Below are 25031 nucleotides of genomic sequence, written 5' to 3' on the forward strand. Positions count from 1 at the left end.
GGATTAGAACTCCGCATCCATCAGTGCAGCCATCAGGGTATCGAGGACCCATGAAATCAGGTTGTACACCAAGGACATGTATTCGTCCGGGGTGTTCACCTCGGATGCATCGAGCACCTCTGCGACCCGGGCCGAATCCTCTTCACTGCGGATTTCCAGGCGCTCTGCGAGCACCAGGCGCACGTCGTTCAGCGCTTGGGCAAAACGCGTCGCGGTGTCCTTGTCCAAGACCAGCTTTTCGGTGTCCAGCAGCATCTGGGCCTCGCGCAGGCGACCAACCTTTTGCGCGATCAGGTCGGCTTCGGTCAGCCGGCGATGCTCCGCGGCGGCCACTGCGTCATCGCTGGCATCCGGCAGCAGCCTGGCCAGCGCTGGATCGGAAACCGGCGGCAGGTCCATGGACTCGGGCCGCATGCCGGTCAGGGCGTAAAGCGGATCAACATCTTCGGGCAGCTGGTGCAGCTGCGCACGCTCCTCGAGCATTCCAATGACATCGCCGAAGAGTTCGCGGATCAGTTTTCGTTCTGCGGAGTGCAGTGTTCCGGTAATGCCCTTGGAACCGTTCTTGAAGGCCTTCGCCACGTTCAGGCTCCCTGGGTCATCGTTGCGTTCAGGCCGAATCCGTGCATTGCCTGCACATCGGATTCGATAGCTTCGCGGCTGCCGCTGCGCACCGTGCAGAAGCCGTCATGGTGCACCTGCAGCATGAGCTTCTCGGCTTTTTCCGCGCTGAAACCAAAGTAGGAACGGAACACGTAGGATACGTAGCTCATCAAGTTCACTGGATCATTCCACACGACCAAGCGCCAGGGCTTGTCTTGGGATACCAGGGTTTCAAATTCGGAAAGTACATCGGGCATTGCGGTCATGGCTTCCATTTTACGCTTGGAAGCTGAACGCAACACCGGACACGGCAAATATCACCTTGAGCGTGAGCCGTTATACAGTAAAACCGGTCTGCTTTCCCAAGCAGCACCGTATAAGGCCTTTTCCGATCATCAGGAGCGTCACATGCGCACCAGTCTCTTCACCGACCACTATGAGCTGACCATGCTCCAAGCAGCGCTGGGATCCGGTGCAGCTCACCGCCCGTCTGTCTTCGAGGCATTCGCTCGCCGCTTGCCCGAGGGCCGGCGCTATGGCGTGGTCGCAGGTACTGGTCGCGTGCTCGAAGGGTTGGCAAACTTCCGCTTCGATGACGAACAGCTGCGTTTCCTCAGCGACAACAAGGTAGTCAACGCGGAAACCATCAAGTACCTGGAGAACTTCCGCTTCACCGGCAGCATCTCCGGCTACGCCGAGGGCGAGTTGTACTTCCCGAATTCGCCGCTGCTGACCGTGGAGTCGACTTTCGCTGAAGCCTGCGTTATCGAGACTTTCCTGCTCTCGGTCATGAACCATGATTCGGCCATCGCTTCGGCGGCATCGCGAATGATCGCCTCGGCCGGCGAACGCCCATGTATCGAGATGGGCTCGCGCCGCACCCATGAGGAATCAGCAGTGGCTGCCGCGCGGGCCGCCATGATTGCCGGATTCACTTCAACGTCCAATTTGGAAGCCGGTGCCCGCTATGGCTTGAAGACCGTTGGCACTTCGGCCCACTCGTTCACCCTGCTTCACGACACCGAGCGCGCCGCTTTCGAAGCGCAGGTTGCCTCGCTGGGCAAGGACACCATCTTGCTGGTGGATACCTACGACGTGGAGAAGGGCGTACGCACCGCGGTTGAAGTTGCGGGTCCGGAACTAGGCGGAGTCCGGCTGGACTCGGGCGACCTGGTGCAGCAGGCAGGCTGGGTTCGCGAGCTGCTTGATGACCTGGGCAACTGGAACACCAAGATCACCGTGACCTCGGACCTCGACGAGTACGCGATCGCCGCCCTGGCCAGCGCCCCGGTTGACGCCTATGGCGTCGGCACGGCATTGGTCACCGGCTCCGGCCATCCGACCGCGTCGATGGTTTACAAGCTGGTTGCCCGCCAAGACGATTCGGGGCAATGGATTCCGGTCGCCAAGGCCGCGGCGAACAAGGCCAGCGTGGGCGGGCGCAAGTACGCGGTGCGCCAGCTCAATGAACGCAACCGCGCTGTCGCTGAAATCGTCTCCACTTCCGAGTACACCACCGGCGGCCCCGAGCGGGATCTGGTGGTCCCGTTGGTGCGCCATGGCGAGATCGATCAGGCGTACGTGGGTGCAGCTGGCGTCAAGCTCGCCACCGAGCGCCACTTCGCATCGGTCCAGGAACTGCCAGGCGTGGCACGCAAGATGCAGCGTGGCGAACCGGTCATCCCGACCGTCATGATCCAGGACTAGTCGAACACACGAAAATCCCAGCTGCGGGACGTAGGATCCAGATTCAAGGATCCTGCGGTCCGCAGTTTTCCAATCTCTACACTTCCCCCAGCCAGGAGGCAGCGATGAGCAGAGCCCTGTTGATCATTGATGTCCAACCCGACTTCTGCGAAGGCGGAGCCCTGGCCGTGACCGGCGGCAACGCCGTCGCAACGGCCATTGCCGCGGATATTGCCGAACGCCGCGATGCCTACTCGGCAATCGTCACCACCCAGGATTGGCATATCGAGCCCGGGAATCATTTCTCGGAAACCCCCGACTTCATTGATTCCTGGCCGGTGCACTGTGTCGCCGGAACATCTGGCGCCGCCCTGCATCCGCAGCTCGCCGAGGTGCCCCTGGATGCGCACTTCGCCAAGGGGCGCTTCACCGCAGCCTATTCGGGTTTCGAAGCCAGAGTGCTGGATCCATCGGCTGACCAGGCTGATGAAAGCGGAGAACTGCTAGGTCCATGGCTCAAGGCCAGAGGCATTGACTCTGTAGATGTCGTAGGGCTCGCCGCGGATCATTGCGTAAAGGCGACCGCCTTCGATGCAGCTGAAGCAGGATTCACCACGACCATCATTTCTCCGCTGACCGCAGCAGTCTCGCCGGAGAATCTGCCGGCGATACGCGAGGAACTGAGGGCAGCCGGGGTAACGGTGATTTCGCTGGGTTGATGATCCCCCGGAAAGCAGAAACGGCTTTGCTCCTGACCGAATTTTCCGGTCAGGGGCAAAGCCGTTCTCTCGTGGAACCTATTTTCGCCCGACGAACCAGTCCTGCAGCTTGTCAATGCGCGCCTGCAGCTGGTCAGCAGTAGCCTGCGGCACGGCAGGCCCGCCGCAGACGCTGCGCAGCTTGTTGTGGATCTGCCCGTGCGGGGTGCCGGTGCGGGCGGCCCATGCCGAGACGTTCTTCGACAGCTTGGTGCGCAGCTCCATCATGCGGCGGTGGTCCGAGACCGGCTCGGGCTTGGTGCCGCCCTTGGAAATCTGCTTGTTCTGCTGCTTGCGCAGCAGCTCGGAAACCTGTTCGGTATCCAGCAGGCCCGGGATCCCCAGGAAGCCGAGTTCTTCTTCACTGCCGATGTCGGCGCCGGTACCGAATTCGCCGCCGTCGAAGAGCACGCGGTCAAAGGAGGCCTGCGAGTTCAGCGCCTCGAACTTGTTGCGCGTCAGCTCGTCGCTGGCCTTGTCTTCCTTGTTCTCCGCTTCCAGCAGCGAATCGTCCAGCCCGTCTTCGTCCTTGGAACCTTCACGGTCCAAGGCGTGGTCGCGTTCGACTTCCATCTCGTTGGCCAAGGCCATCAGGATCGGCACCGAGGGCAGGAAGACCGAAGCCACCTCGCCGCGCTTGCGGCTACGCACGAAGCGGCCGACCGCCTGGGCGAAGAACAACGGAGTGGAGGTGGACGTCGCATAAACGCCCACGCAGAGACGCGGAACGTCCACGCCTTCGGACACCATGCGCACCGCAACCATCCAGCGCGCGTCGGATTCGGAGAAATCGTCGATCTTCTGCGATGCCTTGGGGTCATCGGAAAGAATGGTGGTGACCTTCTCGCCACAGATCGCTTCGAGCTGGGCCGCGTAGCCGCGCGCGTCCTCGTGGTCCGTGGCGATGATCAGGCCGCCGGCGTCCTTCACGGTGCGGCGGACCTCCGAGAGCCGCCGGTCAGCGGCCTGCAGCACCGACGGGATCCAGTCGCCGTGCGGATCCAGCGCGGTACGCCAGGCATGGGCGGTGACATCCTTGGTGAAGCCTTCGCCGAGGTTTGCTTCCATCTCCTCGCCGCCGGAGGTACGCCAGCGCATATTGCCCGAATAGGCCATGAACAGCACCGGACGGACCACGTGGTCGGCCAGGGCGCTGCCGTAGCCGTAGGTGTAGTCCGCCTTGGAACGGCGAATGCCATCGCCCTCGTCCACATACTGCACGAAAGGAATCGGGGCCGCATCGGAACGGAATGGGGTACCGGTCAGGGCAAGCCGCCGGGTAGCCGGTTCGAATGCTTCACGAATGCCATCGCCCCAGGACAGGGCATCGCCGGCGTGGTGGACCTCATCCATGATCACCAGGGTGCGGGCATCTTCAGTTTTCGCGCGGTGCACCGCGGGCTTCAGCGAGACCTGGGCATAGGTCACCACCACGCCCATGTAGTGCGAGCCGTGCCGGCCGTCGGAGTTCTTGTAGTTCGGGTCCAGTGAGATGCCCACACGCGCCGCCGCATCCGCCCACTGCTTTTTCAGGTGGTCGGTGGGCGCGACAACGATCATGCGGTTGATCTTGCCCGAGTCGATCAGCACTTTGGCCAAGCGCAGCGCGAAGGTGGTCTTACCTGCGCCAGGGGTCGCCACCGCCATGAAGTCCTTGGGCTCCGTATCGAAGTACAGAGCCAAGGCCTCGGCCTGCCAGGCACGCAGCTTCGGCCCAGTTCCCCAAGCCGCACGTTCCGGATACGCTACCGGCAGCTTGTCTTCTAGTGGAAGCTTGTCGCCAAAATCAAAGAGTGTCTCGGTCATTTACCTTTTCCCGGCCGCGTGCATTGTGTGAAGTAGTGCTAGTTCATTCGCAGCACTACCCCATCATGGAGTCGTAGACTTCCTTGCACTCGGGGCATACCGGGAACTTCTGCGGATCTCGGCCTGGCGTCCAGACCTTGCCGCACAGAGCGATCACTGGGTCGCCGGTCATTGCCGACTCCATGATCTTTTCCTTCTGCACGTAGTGAGCAAAACGCTCATGATCTCCGGCCTCGACACTCTGGGTTGTCTCGGTACGTTCAATCGTGGCAGTGCCACCGCGGGTTTCTTCAGACTGTTCCACCATGCCTCCAAGTCTAATACGGATTGCCACTGCTGTCCGCGTGGCAAGCATGGGAGCTTGTCCACATTGACTTTGCCGCGCTGCACTAGGCCGCCCCATCGATTTCTTCCTCGCTGCAAGTCAACAACCATTTTTCAATGTTCTTGCGATGCGTTGCGGTGCCGTTGGAAGTCGATATTGCGCCAATTGGGCGCGACCCGATCAATATCCTGTGAACCTCCTTGCACCCAAGGCAGGCAAACGGCCGCCTAGCGGAAAACAGCGTCCCGCTAGACGGCCGGAGGCAGCAATTCGGCTGCTGCGCCTACTTATTGAGGATGACCGACTGCATCAGCTCAGGAGTGCGCTTTTCGTACCATTTGCCACCGAGGGCAATGCCGCCGAGCATCAGCCCGATACCCACGGCCAGGCCCGCGCCCAAGGTGATGAAGCCGAAGGACTGCGACTGCTTCACCCAGCCGATGATGTAGGGAATGAGAACCGGGATCAGCAGGAGGCCCATGGCAAGCATGATTCCCAGCTGGGTCAGCGCAATGCGCATGCCATTGCCCGGAGGGGTCTTCATCGGGTTATCACCCGGCAGCGGCACCGAATAGGTGTAGCGGGCCGAGGACACCGACGCGACGCCCAACGCGATGAGCAGCCCCGCCAGTGACAGGCCCAGGTCTCCCGGGATGCGCCACAGCGCACCGGAGATGAGGCCCGGCAAAATGGCCGCCGCCAGGACCGGAACGATGGCAATCAGGAAACAGGACAGCACTCGCCCTGCCCGATCAGCACGTCCGGAAATACCGGTCAGCGCGTGCAGCGCAAAGGCGGTGTTGTCATAGGAAATGTCGGCCGAGATGGAGAAGCCCATCAAGATGCCGATCAACGGGCCCAGCAGGAACATCATCACGTAGCTGCCGGTCTGGTTGCCGGTGAACCAGAAGAGCAACGGCAGCATCGGCACAATGAGCACGCCAATGGCATAGCGCGGATCCTTGAACCAGTAGGTCAGTGCGCGGGCAGCCACTGCGCCCGTTGGCGTGGCCGGCATCAACTTGAAGAAGCCCAGCCCCTTGGCCGTGGCAGCGCGCTGCTCTGGCGGCGGGGTCACCGTGGCTTTGGCGGTAGCTCGAGCCAGCAGCAGGTAGAGTCCGCCAAGATAGAGCAAGCCCAGCGCCAGATGGATCGCCATCTGGCCGTAGTGCGCCGAGGCAAAAGCCCCGGGAATCGCGGCAAAGGCACCCAACGGGGTGTAGCCCAAGACCGAGGCAATCGGCTGGATCCAGTCGCTCATGCTCTGCGCGGCAGCCAATGCCGAGGTCACGATCGGCCCCAAGGCGATGAGCACCACGAACAGCAGCACGAAGGTCAATTCACGGAATCGGCGCTTGGCCCGCAGTGCGGTCGCCATGATCACCAGATACTGGCAAAGAAGAATCGCCATCACCGCGGTCGCCACCGCTGCCAGCAGGGCCAGCATGAGCGCGCCCGCATCGAAGCGCCACATCAGCGAGGCGCCGAGCAGGCCCGCAATGGTCAGCACCGCGGGAATCGAGATGAAGCCAGCCAGCACCAGCGCTGGCCCCAAGGTCTTTTCCGGAATCCCGAAGTGGACAAAGCGTGAAGGTTCCAGGGTGAGGTCAACACCGGTCAGCAGCGGCGGGATGATGGCCCAGCCCAGCACCACGGCCGAGCCGATCAGGGTGAAGATTTCGCTCTGGAAAGGAATATCGCCGGCGGTAAACCACATGGCCAAGGTCAGCATGGTGATCATGCCCAGTGCGTACAGGCCACCGATAATGACGCCGATGAGCTGGCCGACGGAGCGCTTGAAGCCGTTGGCGAGCAAGCGCAGTTTCAGGCTTAGGACGTGCGCAACCATGACAGCCCCTCATTATTGGCGCGGCCGCCCACCAGATCGACGAAGCGATCTTCCAGGCTCATGCCGCCGCGGACTTCATCCACGGTGCCCTGCGCCTTGAGCATGCCATCGGAAATGACCGCGACATGCGTGCACATGCGCTGGACGAGGTCCATCACATGCGAGGAAACGATGACGGTGCCGCCGAATTCAACGTAGTTATTCAGGATGTCGCGGATATTCGCCGCAGATACCGGGTCCACCGCCTCGAACGGCTCGTCCAGAACCAAGAGCTTTGGCGAGTGGATCATCGCGGTAGCCAAGGAAATCTTCTTGGTCATGCCGGCCGAGTAGTCCACCACCAGCTTGTCGCCGTCATCGAGCAAATCCATCACGCGCAGCAGGTCTTCGGTACGCTGGGCAACTTCTGCGCGTTCCATGCCGCGCAGCAATCCCGAGTAGGTCACCAGCTGGCGGCCGGTCAGCCGGTCAAACTGGCGCACGCCATCAGCCAGGACTCCCAAGGTGGCCTTGGCCGCTTGCGGATCAGCCCAGATATCCACGCCGTTGACCAGCGCTTGGCCTGAATCCGGGCGCAGCAATCCAGTGGCCATGGAAAGCATGGTGGTCTTGCCGGCACCATTGGGTCCGACAAGACCGTAGAAGGAACCCGCAGGAACTTGCAGGCTGACGTTGTTCACGGCAATCTTGGCGCCGAATTGCTTGGCAAGACCCCGAATGTCCAGTGCGATCTGATTCATAGCTTAAGGCTAGCAATGCCCCTAGTCAGAACGCATCATCCTTTGGAGTTAAACCCAGGTATAAGACAACCGCCGCGACCCAGGGAAAAACTCTGGGTCGCGGCGGTTGAACTGCTTGGTCCAGTCCCTGGACGTCAGCCTAGAAGAGTACGCGTGCCAGCTTCTGCCGCGAGGCAGCTACGCGTGGATCGCTGTTGCCGATCACCGCATAGAGCTCAATCAGGCGACGGCGGACCCGCTCGCGGTCTTCATCAGCCAGGCGGGAGATCAGCGAAACCAGTCGGGCGAAGGCATCTTCGACATGCCCGCCCACCACGTCCAGATCTGCTACATCCAGCTGGGCTGCGATGTCTTCAGGGTTCTGCGCGGCTTGCTCGCGGGACTTGTTCAGATCCAGGTTGTGCGTACGCGAGAGCAGTCGAACCTGGTACACGCCGATCTGCGCGTCCTTGTCGTTCGGCTTCTCGTTCAACGCTTCCAGGTAGGCGGCCTCGGCGGCGGCGTAGTCCCCGGCATCGATGGCGTCCACGGCCTTCTGGTGCAGCGGCGGCAGCTCTGGTTCAGGTTCGCCGGCCTGCCCGGAGAATGCCGGGGCGGTACCGCTCATGCCCTGCTGGACTGCGAGCTGTTCAAGCTGTGCGAAAACCTGGACAATCTGCTGTTCCTCGGCAGGACCCTGGAACAGCGGCACCGGCTGGCCCTTGATCAGCGCCACCACCATCGGGATCTGCTGGGCCTGGAAGGCCTGGGCGATCTGCGGGTAGGTTTCCGCATCCACCAGGCCGAGGATGAATTTGCCGCCCTTGGCATCCACCAGCTTGCGCAGCGTCGCATCCAGGTCTGCCGAGACCTGCACGCGAGGCGAGCCGAGGGAAACGATGGCAGGTACCTGCTGGGACATGCCGACGAACTGCTGGAACGCAGCCTCATCCAGATTGGTGGTCCAGCTTGCCGGACCAGCCGGCATGCTGCCGGTAGCTTCCGGGCCTTGGCTGGCCAGGGCGGAGAGATCTACCGCACCGCGGGTTGAGGGAATGTTCTGATCAGTCATGGGGGTTAGTCAACTTCCTTCACATCGAGCAGGATCTGGCTTGCAGAGATCAGCTGGATCTTGTCCTTGGAACCGTCGGCTGGCAGGTAGAACATCACCGGTTCGGCGTAGGTGCTTTCCACGTCGCCGTTCGAGGAGCTGGATCCCAGCAGCTGTTCGGTCAGCTTGTCGGTGCTCTTGAGCGGGTCAGCGTCTTCGGTGCGCACGAAGAGCGCCTTGTTGTTCAGCTTGCCGGTAACAATCGCTCCGCCATCCGGGGTGGAAACCACCTTGGTGTCGCCCTTGGTGACCGTGCGGTTGTACTTGACGTCCGCCTCGTTGGCTTCCTTGGACTCATCCTTCTGGGCTGCGTGCACCGCCTTGATGAAGTCCGATTCGGCAAACTTGTCCTTGTCCTTGGCATTGCCATCGGTCAGCACTTTGCCCAGTGCTTCCAGGGCCTTCTCCGGGGTCATCTGCAGGCCCTCGGCGTTGGCAGCAAGCTGCTTGGTCGACGGGTCGCCAACGGCGATGCCCGGGAAGGTGGAGTTCGGCAACATCTGGCCGGCGAAGACCACCTTGAAGTTATCGCGGGCGTTGGCCTGCACCAGGGTCAGCGCCTGCGGCAGGGTGTCGGCATCATTGTTCTTCGCGGTCACCACGGAGATTACGCGGGGGAACTTGGCTTCATTCGCATTCGGCACAGCGGCCGAGCGGATGACCTGGGTATTGAGCGCCAGCGGCTTGTCTACCTCGAACTTCTCCTTGAGCATGTCGTAGCGCTTATCGCGCAGGTACTTGAACGCACCGGCGGTGCGTGGTTCCAGGGCCTTGGCGTCGCTCTTCTCATCGGCCTTGGCTACCTGCTTCTGGGCATCAGCCAGAACGCGCTTGAGCTGCTCTTCGGTGATGACCGGGAAGCTGGATACTTCTTCAACCGAGGAAGAGGCGGACTCGGAGCCCTTGGCATCATCGGACGCCTTGGCGTCCTGCGACTTCTGCTCGGATTCCGAAGGCTTGGCGCTGGACTCGTCGCTTGGCGCCATGGGCAGAGAAACACCGGAGATCGCCAGGGCCACCACGGCCACGGCGGCGACCGAGTGCTGGGTGTTCGCCCCGCTCTTCGGCTTGCCCGGGCGCATGACCAGCAGGGCCAGTCCGAAGACCAGCAGCAGCGAGCCGGCAATGATCAGCGGCAGGGCAAATGGCATGGCGTCGTCGTTCGCGTAGGTTACCGAGATATCCACCGGAGCGGCATCCTTTCCGCCTGCGGCCAGCAGCAAGGACCAGTCGCCGGAATCCGGAGCGGTCCAGCGGTAGGTCATGGTCTGATCCGCGGTCTGCGAGTCGAAGAAGATGTCATCACCGGCGGGATTAGGCGCATCGGCCTTGCCCTTGGCGTGCTCGGCGATCATCTTGTGGTTTTCGGTGTCGATGCCGGTGACCGATACATGCGATGCATCGCCGATCCACGCCTCGACGTCATAGTCGCGGCCCAAGGAAGCAGTGAATTCACCCTTCGACTTGATCACCAGTTCCACCGGGTCCAGCTTGGGGTCGTTGACCGAGGATTCAATCAAGGTCAGCGGTGCCTCATCAGCTAGTTGCGGCATGCTCGCGGTCACCGTTTCGGGCGGGGCCCAAAAGGTCTTCTGTCCGATGCCGACTACCAGGGCCGCGGCCCCCAGCAGCATCGCGATCACGGAGATTACTTTTCGCACAAGTTCACCTATTCGCCTACGTCTCACAGCTGTTCTTTGACAAGTCTAACGAGTTGCGGCCGATCATGGTTCCGATCCGCGCCTGTGAACTGGCTCAACAACGCAACAGCACGGTGTCTTGAACCACTTAACAGTGGCCGATGCGCGATATGCTCTGACCCATGGAGCCTGATCAGCCGCACCCGCATCGCGATAAGCACGTACCCGAGCAGCGTTCCGACGCGTCGGATCGCTCTTCCGGGCCGGCAACCTCCGGCCCGGAATCCACAGCGCATTCCCAGCCTCATGAGGGCAATTCCCAACCGGAATCACCTGCGGCCGCCAGCGCGCAGGCCCGTTATCCGGGCGCTGCGCCGACGGGCGCTAATCCGTCCCGCGAGGGCTGGTCCAAGAAGATCGCCGAACGCGTGGGCAAGATGCTCAACACCCCGCAGCGCAGTGCGGCCCTGGGCGAGGAACCGGAGCATCCGCTGGATGGCTCGCCGGAACCGATTCCGGCGCTGCACCCTATTTCCATGGGCTTCTTGGGCACCATTGGCGTGGGCATCGCCCTGGGCGGCTACTACCTGCTGACCAACGTCGGTTCGCTGATGACCTGGATTGCCATTGCGCTGTTCATCGCCTTGGGCCTTGATCCGATTGTGCGCTTCATGATGCGCAAGGGAATGACCCGTCCGCTGGCCGTGGCCGCGACCATGGTCAGCTTGCTGGCGATCTTCGGCGGCTTCATGGCCTTGATCATCCCTACCCTGGTCAACCAGATCACCGCCTTCATCACGCGGGCGCCTGAAATCGTGGATGATTTCCTCAATAGCGATTGGGTCCGGGAAATCGACCGGCAATACGCGATTTCCCAGCGCATCACTACCGAGGTCGACCGTTTCTTTGGCGATTCGGGCGCGGTGACCAATGTGTTCGGCGGCGTCCTGGGCGTATCGCAGACCGTCGCCCAGTCCATGTTCGGCGTGCTGATCGTGCTGGTGCTGGCCATCTACTTCCTGGCTTCGCTGCCAGGGATGATGGGCTTCTCGCTGCGCCTGGCCCCGCGCTCCAAACGCGACCGCGTGGCCGAATTGACCGTGCGCATTACCCGCTCCGTGGGCAATTACGTGATGGGCCAAGCCACTGTGGCCATACTGAACTGCCTGGTGGCGCTGGTGCTGATGAGCATCCTGGGCGTTCCGTTCACCGCGCTGCTCACCTTGCTGGTGGCGATGCTGGCCTTCATCCCATTGGTCGGCGGGGTGATCGCCGGCGTGCTGGTTACCTTGGTGACATTGTCACTGGGCTGGCAGACCGCCCTGATCTACGCGGTGTGCTACTTCGGCTACCTGCAGGTCGAGGCGTATTTCGTTTCGCCGCGCATCATGCGCCGTGCGGTGGCAGTGCCCGGCGCGGTCGCGGTGATCTCGGTGATTGCCGGCGGCACCCTGGCCGGGGTCACCGGTGCGCTCATGGCCATCCCGGTGGCAGCCAGCGCCATGATCCTGCTGCGCGAAGTCTTCATCGCCCGGCAGGACCGCCGCTAGCACCTGCCCCTCCAGGCAGCTGTCCTAGTAGCGGTAGGAACGGGTTTCCCAGCAGTGCGGATGCCAGTGGCGGCGCGCGTTGGCCGCGGCGTCATCGCCCGACCAGTGGTCCGCGCGCCAGGCGACAACATGGGCAACTCCAACTCCGATGGAACGGGGGCACCCCGGGCAGGAATAGGGCTTGTTGGCGTTCATCGGCGCAATCTTGCGCACATGCCATTGGCCGTCGGGGGCATCCTGGCGCAGCACCACGCCGAAGCGGGCACGCTGCATCCACTCTTCCTGGCCCGAACCGTAGCCCTGCTCTTCATCCCCGGACCCGTAGCCGGAGCCGGAGTTCCGGCCTTGGGCGGGTCGGGAATTCTTGGAGCGGCGCGGGCGGTTGGAACGTGGCATGTCTTTAATCATGCCGTATCTCCCGGCACAAGTCGCAACCAGCTAGTAAAGTGTGTGGGGTGCGTTTAGTGGTAGCGAAGTGTTCAGTTGATTACGAGGGCCGTCTTCGAGCCCACCTTCCGTTGGCGACCCGCTTGATCATGGTCAAGGCCGACGGCTCGGTACTCATCCACTCGGACGGCGGCAGCTACAAGCCGCTGAATTGGATGAATCCGCCGTTGATCCTGCGTGAGGCAGATCCCGATGAGGACGCCGCTGCATTGGGTGCCACCGCTACCTGGACCGTGTCCAGTGCGAAGACCGATGACAAGCTGACCATCCACTTCCATAGCTTCGAGCACGACTCGGCCCACATCCTGGGCACCGATCCGGGGCTGATCAAGGATGGCGTCGAAGCCGACCTGCAGCGCCTGCTGGCCGAGCAGATCGAGTTGCTCGGCGCTGGCCACCAGTTGGTCCGCCGTGAATACATGACCGCCATCGGTCCGGTGGATATCCTGGCCCGTGATGCCAAGGGCGCCACGGTTGCCGTAGAGCTCAAGCGCCGTGGCGATATCGACGGAGTGGAACAGCTGACCCGCTACCTGGAGCTTCTGAACCGCGACCCGCTGCTCAAGCCGGTTACCGGCATTTTCGCCGCCCAGCAGATCAAGCCGCAGGCCCGCACCTTGGCCGAAGACCGCGGCATCCGCTGCCTCACCTTGGATTACGACGCAATGCGCGGAGTCGACGACTCGGCAGGACGCCTCTTCTAGGGTTGCGGGTCCTCCCCGAGCTGCCTGGCAGCCTTAGTTTGGCCCTGCAGAAAACTGCATCCCGACTGCTAGTCTGATCTCCTCTACCAAAAGCGCTCGGTGCCGCACGGCCCGGGCCGCCAGGCTCGGGAGGTCCATTGGATCCGCTGACAGCTTCGCTCATGGCCATTGGCAGCGGTTCCGCTGCGGGCCTGCGGCCGTATTTCACGGTATTGGCCCTGGGCATCGCGGGACTCGTGATCCCCGATACCGCACCTGACATGATCGCTTCTGCGGCACGGCAGATTCCTCAAAGCATCACCAATCCGTGGGTCCTGGCGATCTGTGCCGTACTTGCCATCGGCGAGGCCGGCCTGGATAAGATCCCTTTCCTCAATCTGTCCATGGAAACCATCTCGGTGTGGCTGCGGCCTGTTTTCGGCGCCCTGGTTGGCATCGGCCTTGGCGCCAATTCGGGAGTCGAGGTTGCCGTCCTCACCGGACTGCTCGGTGCGGGCTCCGCGCTGTCGGTGAGCCTGGGCAAATCGTCGATGACCGCGGCGACCAATGCCGTGCCCGAACCCATCACCCAATGGGTGCGCAGCCTGGCAGAAGATCTTGGCGCGCTGGTTCTCGTCTTCGCAGCTGTGCTGGTTCCCGTACTGGCTGCCGTGCTCGGACTCGTTGCCATTGCCATCGGCTTCTTCCTCTACCGCATGTTCCGCAGGGCCTACCGGTCAATGAAGAACCGGGCCGGCAGCATCAGGCAGAACCGGGCCGCCGCGCACTCCGCGCGCGAAGCGCAGCTGGCCTCCGGCACGAAGACCAGCACGCTGCAGGCCCTGCAAGCCCTGGCCACCGGCAACGCGCCGGCTTCCGAAGATCCTGCAGGCAAGGGCAGATAGCGCCTCGCCTTGGCCAGGAGCCCGGCGCACTGGGTCCGCTGCGTTCCCGGATCGCTAAATGCCAAGTCCGCTGAGAAAATAATCCGTCGAGTCGGTGACTGGACGCGTTCTCTCTTCTAAGCTGGGAACATGACTACGACGCGCTACGCCCTTCATGCCACCCTGATTTCCGATGGCCTCAAGGTCACCGATGGCGTGCTCGCCGTGGAAGGCGACCGCATCCGCTTTGCCGGCAACCGCGATGACTTCAACGCCCTGGCCGATGCTGCCGACTACCCGGTACGCGAGGTAGCCCCCGGATCCATCATCATCCCGGGCCTGATCGACCTGCATTGCCATGGCGCCCTCGGCGCGGACTTCTCGGCACCGGATCATTCGAGCGTCACCGAAGCGGTGGAGTACCTGCACCGCTCGGGCACCACTACCCTGCTCGCGTCGCTGGTCACCGCAGAGCCCTCGTCCATGATCGAGGCCGCCGAGCTGCTCGCCGAGCTGGCGGAGGCCGGCCAGATTGCCGGCATCCATGCCGAAGGCCCGTTCCTCTCCGTAGCCCGCTGCGGCGCCCAGGACCCGCGCTTCCTGCAGGATCCGGATCCGGAATTCGTCAGCGAGCTGGTGGCTGCCAGCCGCGGCCAGCTGCGCACCATGACCTACGCTCCGGAATTGGCCGGCAGCGAGGAACTCGTTGAGCAGCTGGTCTCCCACGGCGTGGTCCCGTCGCTGGGGCACACCGATGCCAGCGCCCAGATCACCGCGGATTCCCTGCGCTTTGCCCGCGAACAGCTGCGCAGCGCCGGGGTGGACGGCTTCACCGAACGCCCTACGGTCACCCACCTGTTCAACGGCATGCCTTCGCTGCACCACCGCGAACCCGGTCCGGTGGCCGCCTGCCTAGAAGAGGCGGTGAACCGCAATGCGTTCGTGGAGCTGATCGCCGACGGGGTGCACCTGTCCCCCGATACCGTGCGCCTGGTCTTCCGCTTGGTCGGTGCGGAGAACATCTTGCTGGTCAGCGATTCCATGGCGGCCACCGGCTTGGCCGATGGGCAGTACACCCTCGGCCCGCAGGATGTGAATGTGGCCCTGGGCCAGGCACGGCTGGCCAGCGACAATTCCCTGGCCGGCGGCACCTGCACGCTGCTGGAAATCGTGCAGCGCGCTGTGCAGGCCGGGGTCTCACTGGTCCAGGCGGTCAACTCGGCTACGTCCATCCCCGCCTCGCTGATCGGCCTGGCCGACGAAGTCGGTTCCCTGCACTACGGCTTCGCCGCCGATGCACTGATCCTGGATGCCAACCTGCAGCTGGTCCAGACGATCCGCAACGGGGAATACCTCTAGCCCACCGAAAATCCCGGACTGCGCTAGCCCTGCCGGATCCGCCCGAGCTGGCCGAGCAGTTCAAGCTCCTCGGCCCGGCCGAGGCCAGCACGCCGGGACCGTTCCAGTCCGCGCGCCCGTTCATCGGCCAGCACGTCGCCGAGCAAGTCCTCCAGGTCCCGTTCCGGGCCACCGGCCATGGCGTACCGCTGGTTGCTGCGCTGGGCGAAGCCGTGGTCCTCCAGCGCAAGCCACAGCGGCAGTGAACGCGCCCCGGCCCAGTAATTGACCTGGTGTTCGTGCAGCCATGCGTCCTGGGCGGTGACCAGTTCCCCGCTGAATCCCGTAATCCGTGCGGCCGTGCTGAGGAACTGGGCGAAGCCATGGGATGTTCCGGCCACGTTGAAGGTTCCGGTCAGCGAACGCGCGGCGGCGCCGATAATCCACGCGGCGGCATCGCGCACGTCGATGACCTGCACATGGCGGCCCGCGGTTGGCGGGATGAGGACCTGGCCGGCACCGGCCAAGGCCAGGCGCGAAACCCAGTAGGAAAAGCGGTCGCTGGGATCGCCAGGTCCGGCAAGCAGCCCCGGACGGGCAATGAGCAACCGGTCGGCAACCATCGCTGTGCTGGCCCGTTCGGCAAGGACCTTTGCATGCCCGTAGTCGCCGGGATCGGACGGATCATGCAGTTGCGCGTCTTCGCCGGCACCGGGCAGCTGCGAGCTGGCATACACCGAGATGGAGGAAACCAGGGTCCAGTGCCGCGCAGTCGCGGCCAGGGCCGCCAGCGCTTCGTGCACCCATTGCGGCTCATAGGACAGCTCGATGACCGAGTCGAATTCGATGCCCTGCACGGCTTCATAGGCCCCGGGCTGGCTCCGGTCGGCACGCACCAGCTGCGCGCCCTGGGCAACCTCGCCGGAATTGCCGCGCGCCAAGCAGGTGACTTCGTGGCCACTGCGGATCAGCTGCCGCGCCAGCTCGCGGCCGAGCCACGCGGTGCCGCCAAGGATCAAGGTTCGTTTCATGGGAACAGTCAACTACGTCCTGCGCCACGCGCCCAGGCATTTCGCACTCGGCGCAGTTCCTGCCGGCCGTTTCCGGATCGGTGGCTGCGGTGCCCGGGATCCGGAGGTGCTCCCCCAAGCCGCCACGCGCAGCTGAGCAGTGCGCCGAGCACGCAGGCGATCCGCAGCGGCCCCCCCAGCCTGCCAACGCAGCCTGCCAGCATTGCCCGGCCAGGGAACGCGAAAACCGCCGTTGCATCTGCAACGGCGGTTTTGCTTTACCAAGTTCTAGATCTGCCAGCTCCCGGCGATCGGCCCGGCTTCGAGCCAGGCCGAGAAGCCGGTGTAGTCGCGGTAGTCCATGGCCAGCAGCAGCTCATCACCGCTGCGCACCAGCATTACGATGATGAATCCTGGCGGGATCCGCGAGGTTTCCTCATCGGTGGGCTGGCGTGTCCCGGTGATATCCAGGCCACGGCGCTCGATCACGAAGCTCGGGACCGGGGAGACAGAGAAAAACCGCAACAGGTCCACATGCGCTCCGCCGTAGCGGCCGATGACCATCATCCATTTGCCCGAAGGCGCCAGGATGGATGCATCGAAGGTGCCCAGCGTGCGCCGCAATTGGATGCGGCGCACGGCCATGGCCCCGAAGAACATGGCGATGCCGATCAGGATCAGCAACGCGATCAGAACTGGTGCGGTTATCTCAAACAATTCATCGCCTACGCTGCGGTACCAAGCACAGCGTTGTCAGCAACGATCACTACGCGATCCGAATCAACAGAGAAGAAGCCTCCGTCGATCTGGACCGAGAAGCGGGACTCGGAAACCGGTTCGATTTCCAGGTCCCCAGCGGCAAGCACGGACAGCATCGGAACGTGACCGGGCAGAACACCGATCTCGCCGTCCACCGAACGAGCCTTGACCAGCTTCGCAGCGCCCGACCACACGAAGTGGTCAGCCGCGACGATTTCGACCTGAAGCTCAGCCATAATTAGCTGGCCTTCTGGATTTCGGCCCACTGGCGCTCGACGTCGTCAAGACCGCCGATGTTGAAGAACGCCTGCTCTGCAATGTGGTCCAATTCGCCATCGCAAATGGCCTTGAAGCCTTCGATGGTGTCCTTGATCGATACGGTCGAGCCCTCGACACCGGTGAACTGCTTTGCGGTGTAGGTGTTCTGCGAGAGGAACTGCTGGATACGGCGTGCACGGGCAACGACGATCTTGTCCTCTTCGCCCAGCTCGTCGATACCGAGGATCGCGATGATGTCCTGCAGTTCCTTGTTCTTCTGCAGAATGGCCTTCACGCGGATGGCTACATCGTAGTGATCCTGGCCAATGTACTGCGGATCCAGGATTCGCGAGGTCGAGGTCAGCGGGTCGATCGCCGGGTACAGGCCGCGCGACGCGATTTCACGCGACAGCTCGGTGGTTGCATCCAAGTGGGCGAAGGTTGCTGCTGGAGCCGGGTCGGTGTAGTCATCGGCCGGGACGTAGACAGCCTGCATCGAGGTGATCGAGCGGCCCTTCGTCGAGGTGATGCGTTCCTGCAGCAGACCCATTTCATCGGCCAAGTTCGGCTGGTAGCCCACGGCGGAAGGCATGCGGCCCAGCAGGGTCGACACCTCGGAACCGGCCTGGGTGAAGCGGAAGATGTTGTCGATGAACAGCAGCACATCCTGGTTCTGGACATCGCGGAAGTATTCCGCCATGGTCAGAGCCGACAGAGCCACGCGCAAACGGGTTCCAGGTGGCTCATCCATCTGGCCGAACACCAGTGCGGTGTCCTTCAGGACGTTTGCCTCGTCCATTTCGACCCAGAGGTCGTTGCCTTCACGGGTGCGCTCGCCAACACCGGCGAATACCGAGGTACCACCGAAGTTACGTGCAACACGGGTGATCATTTCCTGGATCAGCACGGTCTTGCCAACGCCGGCGCCGCCGAACAGGCCGATCTTGCCGCCCTTGATGTACGGGGTCAGGAGGTCGATCGACTTGATGCCGGTTTCCAGCATTTCGGTCGAGCCCTCGAGCTCCGAGAACTTCGGAGGCTGGCGGTGGATTGGCCAACGCTCGGTGACCTGGATCTCCGAGTTGTCAACGTCCAGGGCGTCGCCCAGAACGTTGAAGATGTGGCCCTTGACGCCGTCGCCTACTGGGACGGAGATGGCAGCGCCGGTATCGGTCACCGAAGCACCGCGGACCAGGCCGTCGGTGGCCTGCAGCGATACTGCACGGACCAGGCCCTCACCGAGGTGCTGGCTGGTCTCGAAGGTGATCTTCTTGGTTTCGCCGTTGAGGGTCAGCTCAGCGGTCAGTGCGTTGTAGATAGCAGGCAGTGCGTCGGCTGGGAACTCGACGTCCACGACCGGGCCAGTCACGCGCGCGATGCGACCGATGGCCCCTGCGGTAACCTGCTCGTTGAGTTGGGCAGTCATCTTTCTCACTTCTTGTCTGGTCGGAGTATCGGTAATTAGCTGTTCAGCGCGTCGGCGCCGGCGATAATTTCCGAAAGCTCCTGGGTGATTTCAGCCTGACGGGCATTGTTGAGCAATCGGGTGTACTTCTTGATCAGTTCACCAGCGTTGTCGCCTGCGGCCTTCATGGCGCGCTGGCGGGCAGCGAGCTCGGAAGCAGCGGACTGCAACTGGCAGTTGAACAGTCGAGAATCGATGTAGCGCGGAAGCAGTGCGTCAAGCACTTCTTCCGGCGATGGCTCAAACTCGTACAGTGGCAACAGCTCGTCGGTTGGAGTCTCGGATTCATCCTCGACAACCTCCAACGGCAACAGACGGATGACCGTCGGTTCCTGCGTGACCATCGACTTGAACTGGGTGTAGACGACGTGGATCTCGTCCACGCCACCCTGCTCGAAATCGGTGTCGAAGTCCTCCAGGAGGACATCGCGCAGCTCGCGTGCGGTTTCGAAACGCGGGGAATCAGTTTCCCCGGTCCACACTCGTGCGTACTCGCGTGAACGGAAATCAAAGTAAGCCTGGGCCTTGCGGCCGACCAAGTAGGTCTTGACTTCCTTGCCTTCTTCACGCAGGAGTTCCACGAGGTGCTCTGCCTGCTTCAGAACGCTGGCGGAGTAGGACCCGGCAAGTCCTCGGTCCGAAGTCATCACCAAGACCGCGGCGCGGCGTACCTGCGCCGGCTCGGTGGTCAGTGGATGCTCGACATCGGCCTGGGACGCGACGGCGGTTACTGCACGGGTAATCGCATTGGCATACGGCAGCGAGGCCGAGACACGCGTACGTGCCTTACCAATGCGGGATGCAGCGATCAGTTCCATCGCCTTGAAGATCTTGCGCATCGACTTGGTCGATCCGATCTTCTGGCGGTAGACCCGAATCTGGGCTCCCATGTGTGTCCTTTCCTTATCCCCTACCTCGGGAGGGCGGCGCCGTTACCGGCGCCGCTCCCCCTTGGCAAGGAAATTGTCAGCGCTTCTGCTTGACGATCTTTTCCTGGTCAACGGACTCGGAATCGAGAGCGTCGTGCTCTTCGTGCCCGGCGGCGACAAGCTTGTCGTCGCCTTCGCCGAAGAAGCCGGCCTTGAAGTCCGCAACAGCGGTCTTCATGGCTTCCAGAGTCTCGTTCTCCAGCTTGCCGGTCTGGCCAATCACGGTCAGTACATCGGTGCGGTGGCGCAGGTAGTCGATGAACTCGCCCTCGAAGCGGCGTACATCCTCAACCGGGACATCGTCCAGGTAGCCGTTGGTGCCGGCCCAGATCGAAACGACCTGGTCCTCAACCGGGTACGGGGTGTACTGGCCCTGCTTGAGCAGTTCCATCAGGCGCGCACCACGGGTCAGCTGCTGCTTGGAAGCAGCATCCAGGTCCGAGGCGAACATTGCGAATGCCTGCATGTCGCGGTACTGGGCCAATTCCAGCTTCAAGGTACCGGAGACCTTCTTCATGGCCTTGACCTGTGCCGAACCGCCAACGCGGGATACCGAAATACCCACGTCGACAGCTGGACGCTGGTTGGCGTTGAAGAGATCCGACTGCAAGAAGATCTGGCCGTCGGTGATCGAGATGACGTTGGTCGGGATGAACGCGCCCACGTCGTTGGCCTTGGTTTCGATGATTGGCAAGCCAGTCATCGAACCTGCACCCAGCTCGTCCGACAGCTTGGCGCAACGCTCAAGCAGGCGGGAGTGCAGGTAGAAGACGTCGCCTGGGTAGGCTTCGCGTCCTGGCGGACGGCGCAGCAGCAGGGACACGGCACGGTAGGCTTCAGCCTGCTTCGACAGATCATCGAAGACGATCAGAACGTGCTTGCCGCCGTACATCCAGTGCTGGCCGATGGCCGAGCCTGCGTATGGAGCCAAGTACTTGAAGCCGGCCGGGTCGGATGCCGGAGACGCCACGATGGTGGTGTACTCCAGTGCGCCCTGCTCTTCGAGGGTTTGGCGAACGGCAGCGATGGTCGATGCCTTCTGGCCAATTGCCACGTAGACGCAGCGGACCTGCTTGGTCTGATCGCCGGATTCCCAGTTAGCACGCTGGTTCAGGATGGTGTCAACCGCGATAGCGGTCTTGCCGGTCTGGCGGTCGCCAATGATCAGCTGACGCTGGCCACGGCCGATCGGGATCATGGCGTCGATAGCCTTCAGACCGGTCTGCATTGGCTCGTGCACGCTCTTGCGCTGGGTCACGCCTGGTGCCTGCAGCTCCAGGGCGCGACGGCCCTCGGCAGCGATTGGCCCCAGGTTGTCCAGTGGCTCGCCCAACGGGTCGACCACGCGGCCCAGGTAGCCGTCGCCGACTGGAACCGAAAGGATCTCGCCGGTGCGCTCTACCTTCTGGCCAGCTTCGATGCCGGTGAAGTCACCAAGCACAACGACACCGATTTCGCGGGTATCGAGGTTCTGGGCCAGGCCCAGGGTGCCATCTTCGAACTTCAGCAACTCGTTGGCCATGACGGAAGGAAGGCCTTCCACTCTGGCGATGCCGTCGCTCGCGGCGACGACGCGTCCCACCTCGGTGCGCTCTGCCTTACCCGGTTCGTAGGAAGATGCGAACTCGTTTAGGGCATCGCGGACGTCGTTGGCATTGATGGTCAAATCGGCCATCTGCAGTCCCTGCTCTCCTAAATTGTGATCCGGTCCATTGGACCGAATCGAATGTGAATGAAGTCTGTTGTGGTCCTGGCAGCCAGGAACACCAGGCGAAGGATCACTCCCTAGCCCAATGAGTCCTAGCTGGCCAAGGCGCGGCGCAACTCGGCCACGCGTGATGCCACGGAAGCGTCGACAACTTCGTCGCCAACCTTGACTACCAGTCCACCGACCAGCGATGGGTCGGTAGTGGCGTTGAGCTTGAGCTGACGACCGTATAGCTTGTTCAGGCTGGTCTCCAGGCGCGAAAGCTGGGCTTCGGAAAGTTCTACAGAGCTGGTTACCGAGGCAATCCAGCGCTGCTGGCGCTTGGCCACGAGCTCTACGAAACGTCCAACCAAGGCTGCTGGCTTCAAACCGCGGGGGTTCGAAACTGCCTGGGAGATCAAAACCTGCGAGGTCTGCGACGCGTTAGGCACGAGCTTCAGCGCGAGAGTGCGCTTAGCCTCGACTGGGGCCTGTGCATCATCCAACGCACGCTGCAGTTCGTGATTGCCACGCACTACCTCGATGAAGGAGAACAGATCCTGCTCCAGCTTGTTCAGCCCCGAAGCGCCGTCCTGCTGCTCTGCCACTGCGGTGACCGCAGTGACAGCCAGCGATTCGAGCGCATCGCTAATGTCGCGTTCCGAGCTCCAGCGGGTAGAAGCCAGCTGTGCGACGACGTCCTCGGCGTCAGCCGAGACCTTTCCGTGCAGCAGCTGAGCCAAAAGGCCTGCCTTGTCGGCATTTCCACGGGCTGGGTCAGTCATTGCGCGGCGGAGACCGGCATTTGCATCCAGTACTTCCAGGACCGCGAACAGTTCCTTAGGCAGCTCAATAGATGCCAGTGCCAGCTTGGGTTCCAGGAACGCCAAAGCCTTTGCCAGTGACTCGCTCGATACACTTGCCATTAGTTCGATGCACCTGCGTTCTGCTGAGCTTCCAAATCGGTCAGGAACTTGTCAACCACGCGCTGGGCACGGGCATCGTCCTGCAGAGCTTCGTCAACAACCTTGCTTGCAAGCTCGGTAGCCAATGCGCCCACGTCGGTGCGGAGCGAAGCCAGAGCGGATACGCGCTCAGCTTCGATCTGGCGGTGCGACTGCTCGGTGATACGAGCTGCCTCATCGGTTGCCTTGGTCTTCAGATCCGCAAGGATCTGAGCACCTTCGCTACGAGCTTCCTCACGGATGCGGTTTGCTTCGGTGCGTGCTTCCAGAAGCTGGGCCTTGTACTGTGCCAAGGTCTCCTCTGCTTCCTTCTGCGCTGCTTCAGCCTTCTCAAGGCCACCTTCGATCGCGGTGACGCGATCTTCATAGGACTGCTCGAACTTTGGAGCAATTACCTTGATGACGATGAACAGAAGGACCGCGAAACCAACACCCGTGACGAGAATTTCCCACGGGTTCGGCAACAGCGGGTTGACCGATTCGCTCGCAGCGAGGATGAAATCAGTGCTGTTCATTCTCACTATTCCTTATCTACTAGTTTCCGCTTGTGTGTACGCCTCGCGATAGTGGCGAGGCCACTACAGTTGCGAAAAGACTAGGCGCCGATGACGAAAGCGAAGACCAGGCCCAGGATGGCCAGTGCTTCAGCAAGTGCGAAGCCAAGCATGGCGATTGGCTGCAGGATGCGCTGAGCCTCAGGCTGACGTGCAACACCGTTGATGTAGGCAGCGAAGATCAAGCCAACGCCGATAGCCGAACCGATAGCAGCCAGGCCGTAGCCGATCATATTCAGGGAGCCGTGCAACATGTGATTATGTTCCTTTCAAGATACCGAGCTTTTGCCGGTAGGTTGTGAGGTATTCCTTGAGCGACTCAAGGAAGATCTTTATGGGTTGGAAGAAAAGAAGTGTTGGCCTAGTGGGCGTCGGCTTCGATTGCACCCTGGAGGTAGATCGCGGTCAGCAGGGCGAAAACAAACGCCTGCAGGACCATGATCAGCAGTTCCAGGAAGTACATGGCGACCGAGCCAACGATGACCAGGATGCCAAGGCCGTTCATGGCCAGGGAGTCCTGGACAACGATCAGGTGACGAGCGCCGGCAGCTGCCAGCATCACGATCATGTGACCGGCCAGCATCGTTGCCATCAAACGCAGCGAGTGCGTCAGCGGGCGAACGATGAAGTTAGAAATGATTTCCAACGGAATCATCAGTGGCATGATCCAGCCCGGAACACCGGACGGGACGACGGCCAACTTGAAGTAGCGGATACCGTGGTTCTTCAGGCCTACAGCAATCCAGGTGCCGTAGATGATGATAGCCATCGCGTATGCAGAACCAGCGTGTGAGAACGATGGAAGCTGCAGGAACGGAATCGCGCCGAAGAGGTTGTTCAGCAGTACGAAGAAGAAGGTCGCGAACAGCAGAGGAATCCAAGGACGGAAGTTCTTCTCGCCGATGATGTCGCGGCCAATTCCGTTACGTACAAACGCGTAACCGGACTCAGCGATGTACTGCATCTTGCCTGGAACCAGCTTCGGGTTCTTGATGGCCACGGTGAAGAACCAAGAGATAAGCACGATCGACAAAACGATCATGAGCATCTGCTTGCCGAAACCCGTGCCATACTCAGCCATCCACGGGAAAAGATCCGGGAGGTGGGTATCGGAAACGGATGGCGGTACGAAGCCGCCTTCTTCTGAGGCCATTGGGAGCGCAAACGCGAACAACGCGCTGTCCTCTCTGCAGTAACGGTCACGGGCAAAAGGCGGTGACTGGCGGTAACTGCCTCTCACCGTGTGAAGAAAAGATCAAACGGGGATCCCATCATGGCCCATGCCAGAAGCATCAACCCTGATGAAGGTCCATCTGCGGGTTACCCCGCGGATGCATATTGCGTATTCCGCCCGCAGTTGAGCGGACGGCCAAAAATGACCCGAAGTAAGCTTATCAAACTCACAGCACCCCACCGACACAAAGTCGCGCGGAATACTCTATTCCTCGTTGTAGATAGCCAGGCGCGCCTTCATGAAAGCACGCACCTCGCCAACCTGCCAGGCAACAAGGGAGATAGCTGCTGCAAGAACGAATCCCTGGCGATTAACCCAATCGGGCAACCCCAGGTTCAACAACACGAAGGCGATGCCAAAAACCTTGATGACAAAGACACCCAAGAACGCGGGCATGGCCCACGAGTGGCGAATTCGCCCTGCAGCTTCGGCAATGAGAATGCCAATCGCGAAAAAGCCAATCACAATCCCGGCAGCCAGCGCGCCAGAAAGCGCGTAGCGAAGATCGGCAACCAACCATGAAATCAGGAAAAATATGGCGGTAGCGATCAGCGAATACACCAGTGACAAGCCAAGAATCGGCAACCAGATGGATTTCGGGGCTGACGAAGCACTGACGCGGGCAGAACCAGAATTCACGTCCGCAACCTTTCTTCGTCAACACCGAGGAACCATCGTGCACCCATCGATGCTGATGAAACTTGAAACTTCCACCTATTCCCTAAAGAGAAGATGAAAGAAGATCCAGATTGAATTCTACACGAGATAGAA

At 61.8% G+C, this 25031-nt stretch carries 27 protein-coding genes; 7 read left to right on the forward strand and 20 right to left on the reverse strand.

All coding sequences use genetic code 11. The features are described 5' to 3' along the window. Positions 1–3: 3 nt before the first annotated feature. Together ACFVHU_RS16105 and clpS are read right to left on the reverse strand one after the other, a co-directional pair. Positions 4–582: a DUF2017 domain-containing protein gene (locus ACFVHU_RS16105; protein ID WP_105662595.1), complete on the reverse strand. Its 579-nt coding sequence runs from the start codon at positions 580–582 to the stop codon at positions 4–6. Positions 583–584: 2 nt separating this feature from the next. Continuing rightward, a complete protein-coding gene (gene clpS / locus ACFVHU_RS16110; protein WP_105658428.1) occupies positions 585–869 on the reverse strand; it encodes an ATP-dependent Clp protease adapter ClpS in 285 nt (94 codons plus the stop codon). A gap of 142 nt (positions 870–1011) precedes the next feature. Here clpS and ACFVHU_RS16115 point away from each other — a divergent pair, with 142 nt between their 5' ends. Beyond that, positions 1012–2310 (forward strand): nicotinate phosphoribosyltransferase, encoded by a 1299-nt coding sequence (locus ACFVHU_RS16115; protein ID WP_105662594.1) that lies wholly within the window; start codon positions 1012–1014, stop codon positions 2308–2310. Between the two features lie 104 nt (positions 2311–2414). After that, positions 2415–3008 carry an isochorismatase family protein gene (locus ACFVHU_RS16120; RefSeq protein ID WP_105658426.1) on the forward strand — a complete coding sequence of 198 codons (594 nt, stop codon included), beginning with the start codon at positions 2415–2417 and terminating at the stop codon, positions 3006–3008. A gap of 78 nt (positions 3009–3086) precedes the next feature. On the opposite strand, the gene ACFVHU_RS16125 is transcribed toward ACFVHU_RS16120, so the two are convergent. From ACFVHU_RS16125 to ACFVHU_RS16150, 6 genes are all read right to left on the reverse strand, one after another. After that, positions 3087–4853 (reverse strand): DEAD/DEAH box helicase, encoded by a 1767-nt coding sequence (locus ACFVHU_RS16125; RefSeq protein WP_388025339.1) that lies wholly within the window; start codon positions 4851–4853, stop codon positions 3087–3089. Between the two features lie 55 nt (positions 4854–4908). Further along, positions 4909–5160 (reverse strand): DUF3039 domain-containing protein, encoded by a 252-nt coding sequence (locus ACFVHU_RS16130; RefSeq protein WP_105658424.1) that lies wholly within the window; start codon positions 5158–5160, stop codon positions 4909–4911. Positions 5161–5461: 301 nt separating this feature from the next. Beyond that, positions 5462–7027, reverse strand: coding sequence for a transporter (locus tag ACFVHU_RS16135; protein ID WP_105658423.1), 1566 nt, complete (start codon positions 7025–7027; stop codon positions 5462–5464). Next, positions 7009–7767 carry an ABC transporter ATP-binding protein gene (locus ACFVHU_RS16140; protein ID WP_105658422.1) on the reverse strand — a complete coding sequence of 253 codons (759 nt, stop codon included), beginning with the start codon at positions 7765–7767 and terminating at the stop codon, positions 7009–7011. The genes ACFVHU_RS16135 and ACFVHU_RS16140 overlap by 19 nt, the downstream gene beginning before the upstream one ends. Positions 7768–7906: 139 nt before the next feature. After that, positions 7907–8818, reverse strand: coding sequence for a co-chaperone YbbN (locus ACFVHU_RS16145; RefSeq protein ID WP_105662593.1), 912 nt, complete (start codon positions 8816–8818; stop codon positions 7907–7909). Positions 8819–8823: 5 nt separating this feature from the next. Next, entirely contained in the window at positions 8824–10518 is a 1695-nt protein-coding gene (locus ACFVHU_RS16150; protein ID WP_332595122.1) for a hypothetical protein, read from the reverse strand. A gap of 161 nt (positions 10519–10679) precedes the next feature. Here ACFVHU_RS16150 and ACFVHU_RS16155 point away from each other — a divergent pair, with 161 nt between their 5' ends. After that, a complete protein-coding gene (locus ACFVHU_RS16155) occupies positions 10680–12047 on the forward strand; it encodes an AI-2E family transporter (protein WP_105662591.1) in 1368 nt (455 codons plus the stop codon). A 24-nt stretch (positions 12048–12071) separates the two neighbouring features. Here ACFVHU_RS16155 and ACFVHU_RS16160 read toward each other — a convergent pair whose 3' ends face one another. Continuing rightward, positions 12072–12443 carry a hypothetical protein gene (locus ACFVHU_RS16160; protein WP_388025341.1) on the reverse strand — a complete coding sequence of 124 codons (372 nt, stop codon included), beginning with the start codon at positions 12441–12443 and terminating at the stop codon, positions 12072–12074. A 59-nt stretch (positions 12444–12502) separates the two neighbouring features. Between ACFVHU_RS16160 and nucS the strand changes: the two genes are divergently transcribed. The 3 genes from nucS to nagA all read left to right on the forward strand — a co-directional run bounded on the left by nucS (position 12503) and on the right by nagA (position 15420). Beyond that, on the forward strand, positions 12503–13198 hold the full coding sequence (gene nucS, locus ACFVHU_RS16165; RefSeq protein ID WP_105662590.1) for an endonuclease NucS: 696 nt from the start codon (positions 12503–12505) through the stop codon (positions 13196–13198). A 137-nt stretch (positions 13199–13335) separates the two neighbouring features. Next, positions 13336–14082 (forward strand): DUF4126 domain-containing protein, encoded by a 747-nt coding sequence (locus tag ACFVHU_RS16170; protein WP_388025343.1) that lies wholly within the window; start codon positions 13336–13338, stop codon positions 14080–14082. A gap of 129 nt (positions 14083–14211) precedes the next feature. Continuing rightward, positions 14212–15420, forward strand: a complete 1209-nt coding sequence (gene nagA, locus ACFVHU_RS16175; protein WP_105658415.1) for an N-acetylglucosamine-6-phosphate deacetylase — start codon at positions 14212–14214, stop codon at positions 15418–15420. A 23-nt stretch (positions 15421–15443) separates the two neighbouring features. Here nagA and ACFVHU_RS16180 read toward each other — a convergent pair whose 3' ends face one another. Then, the gene (locus ACFVHU_RS16180) at positions 15444–16430 is read right to left on the reverse strand and encodes an NAD-dependent epimerase/dehydratase family protein (protein ID WP_105658414.1); all 987 of its coding nucleotides are present in this window, start codon (positions 16428–16430) and stop codon (positions 15444–15446) included. Here ACFVHU_RS16180 and ACFVHU_RS16185 point away from each other — a divergent pair. Then, positions 16429–16566, forward strand: coding sequence for a hypothetical protein (locus tag ACFVHU_RS16185; protein ID WP_388025346.1), 138 nt, complete (start codon positions 16429–16431; stop codon positions 16564–16566). The two genes, ACFVHU_RS16180 and ACFVHU_RS16185, sit on opposite strands and share 2 nt — an antisense overlap. 131 nt (positions 16567–16697) lie before the next feature. Here ACFVHU_RS16185 and ACFVHU_RS16190 read toward each other — a convergent pair whose 3' ends face one another. From ACFVHU_RS16190 to ACFVHU_RS16235, 10 genes are all read right to left on the reverse strand, one after another. Beyond that, on the reverse strand, positions 16698–17126 hold the full coding sequence (locus tag ACFVHU_RS16190) for a DUF2550 domain-containing protein (protein ID WP_105658413.1): 429 nt from the start codon (positions 17124–17126) through the stop codon (positions 16698–16700). A gap of 8 nt (positions 17127–17134) precedes the next feature. Then, entirely contained in the window at positions 17135–17404 is a 270-nt protein-coding gene (locus tag ACFVHU_RS16195; RefSeq protein WP_038990466.1) for a F0F1 ATP synthase subunit epsilon, read from the reverse strand. A 2-nt stretch (positions 17405–17406) separates the two neighbouring features. After that, positions 17407–18852, reverse strand: coding sequence for a F0F1 ATP synthase subunit beta (gene atpD, locus ACFVHU_RS16200; RefSeq protein WP_133834459.1), 1446 nt, complete (start codon positions 18850–18852; stop codon positions 17407–17409). A gap of 35 nt (positions 18853–18887) precedes the next feature. Continuing rightward, complete coding sequence (locus ACFVHU_RS16205; protein ID WP_133834460.1) at positions 18888–19781, reverse strand: F0F1 ATP synthase subunit gamma; 894 nt, start codon at positions 19779–19781, stop codon at positions 18888–18890. 76 nt (positions 19782–19857) lie between these two features. Continuing rightward, on the reverse strand, positions 19858–21495 hold the full coding sequence (gene atpA, locus ACFVHU_RS16210) for a F0F1 ATP synthase subunit alpha (protein ID WP_133834461.1): 1638 nt from the start codon (positions 21493–21495) through the stop codon (positions 19858–19860). Positions 21496–21620: 125 nt separating this feature from the next. Beyond that, positions 21621–22433, reverse strand: coding sequence for a F0F1 ATP synthase subunit delta (locus ACFVHU_RS16215; protein WP_332488160.1), 813 nt, complete (start codon positions 22431–22433; stop codon positions 21621–21623). Next, the gene (locus ACFVHU_RS16220; RefSeq protein WP_013348622.1) at positions 22433–22987 is read right to left on the reverse strand and encodes a F0F1 ATP synthase subunit B; all 555 of its coding nucleotides are present in this window, start codon (positions 22985–22987) and stop codon (positions 22433–22435) included. The genes ACFVHU_RS16215 and ACFVHU_RS16220 overlap by 1 nt, the downstream gene beginning before the upstream one ends. An 80-nt stretch (positions 22988–23067) precedes the next feature. Then, positions 23068–23280: an ATP synthase subunit C gene (locus tag ACFVHU_RS16225; RefSeq protein ID WP_013348621.1), complete on the reverse strand. Its 213-nt coding sequence runs from the start codon at positions 23278–23280 to the stop codon at positions 23068–23070. Positions 23281–23387: 107 nt separating this feature from the next. Further along, positions 23388–24179 carry a F0F1 ATP synthase subunit A gene (atpB, locus tag ACFVHU_RS16230; protein WP_105658410.1) on the reverse strand — a complete coding sequence of 264 codons (792 nt, stop codon included), beginning with the start codon at positions 24177–24179 and terminating at the stop codon, positions 23388–23390. A gap of 285 nt (positions 24180–24464) precedes the next feature. Beyond that, on the reverse strand, positions 24465–24845 hold the full coding sequence (locus tag ACFVHU_RS16235) for a hypothetical protein (RefSeq protein WP_133834463.1): 381 nt from the start codon (positions 24843–24845) through the stop codon (positions 24465–24467). Between the last annotated feature and the right edge of the window lie 186 nt (positions 24846–25031).

This window comes from Glutamicibacter sp. NPDC127525, from assembly GCF_042672105.1.
Lineage (GTDB): Bacteria > Actinomycetota > Actinomycetes > Actinomycetales > Micrococcaceae > Glutamicibacter.

Coding starts and splice junctions, on each gene's coding strand:
- ACFVHU_RS16145 (WP_105662593.1), bottom strand. CDS start 8,818: ATGACTGATCAGAACATTCCCTCAACCCGCGGTGCGGTAGATCTCTCC.
- ACFVHU_RS16125 (WP_388025339.1), bottom strand. CDS start 4,853: ATGACCGAGACACTCTTTGATTTTGGCGACAAGCTTCCACTAGAAGAC.
- ACFVHU_RS16155 (WP_105662591.1), top strand. CDS start 10,680: ATGGAGCCTGATCAGCCGCACCCGCATCGCGATAAGCACGTACCCGAG.
- ACFVHU_RS16225 (WP_013348621.1), bottom strand. CDS start 23,280: ATGTTGCACGGCTCCCTGAATATGATCGGCTACGGCCTGGCTGCTATC.
- ACFVHU_RS16180 (WP_105658414.1), bottom strand. CDS start 16,430: ATGAAACGAACCTTGATCCTTGGCGGCACCGCGTGGCTCGGCCGCGAG.
- clpS (WP_105658428.1), bottom strand. CDS start 869: ATGACCGCAATGCCCGATGTACTTTCCGAATTTGAAACCCTGGTATCC.
- ACFVHU_RS16185 (WP_388025346.1), top strand. CDS start 16,429: ATGGGAACAGTCAACTACGTCCTGCGCCACGCGCCCAGGCATTTCGCA.
- atpB (WP_105658410.1), bottom strand. CDS start 24,179: ATGGCCTCAGAAGAAGGCGGCTTCGTACCGCCATCCGTTTCCGATACC.
- ACFVHU_RS16140 (WP_105658422.1), bottom strand. CDS start 7,767: ATGAATCAGATCGCACTGGACATTCGGGGTCTTGCCAAGCAATTCGGC.
- ACFVHU_RS16195 (WP_038990466.1), bottom strand. CDS start 17,404: ATGGCTGAGCTTCAGGTCGAAATCGTCGCGGCTGACCACTTCGTGTGG.
- ACFVHU_RS16115 (WP_105662594.1), top strand. CDS start 1,012: ATGCGCACCAGTCTCTTCACCGACCACTATGAGCTGACCATGCTCCAA.
- atpA (WP_133834461.1), bottom strand. CDS start 21,495: ATGGCCGATTTGACCATCAATGCCAACGACGTCCGCGATGCCCTAAAC.
- ACFVHU_RS16160 (WP_388025341.1), bottom strand. CDS start 12,443: ATGCCACGTTCCAACCGCCCGCGCCGCTCCAAGAATTCCCGACCCGCC.
- ACFVHU_RS16120 (WP_105658426.1), top strand. CDS start 2,415: ATGAGCAGAGCCCTGTTGATCATTGATGTCCAACCCGACTTCTGCGAA.
- atpD (WP_133834459.1), bottom strand. CDS start 18,852: ATGACTGCCCAACTCAACGAGCAGGTTACCGCAGGGGCCATCGGTCGC.
- ACFVHU_RS16130 (WP_105658424.1), bottom strand. CDS start 5,160: ATGGTGGAACAGTCTGAAGAAACCCGCGGTGGCACTGCCACGATTGAA.
- ACFVHU_RS16215 (WP_332488160.1), bottom strand. CDS start 22,433: ATGGCAAGTGTATCGAGCGAGTCACTGGCAAAGGCTTTGGCGTTCCTG.
- nagA (WP_105658415.1), top strand. CDS start 14,212: ATGACTACGACGCGCTACGCCCTTCATGCCACCCTGATTTCCGATGGC.
- ACFVHU_RS16135 (WP_105658423.1), bottom strand. CDS start 7,027: ATGGTTGCGCACGTCCTAAGCCTGAAACTGCGCTTGCTCGCCAACGGC.
- ACFVHU_RS16220 (WP_013348622.1), bottom strand. CDS start 22,987: ATGAACAGCACTGATTTCATCCTCGCTGCGAGCGAATCGGTCAACCCG.
- ACFVHU_RS16205 (WP_133834460.1), bottom strand. CDS start 19,781: ATGGGAGCCCAGATTCGGGTCTACCGCCAGAAGATCGGATCGACCAAG.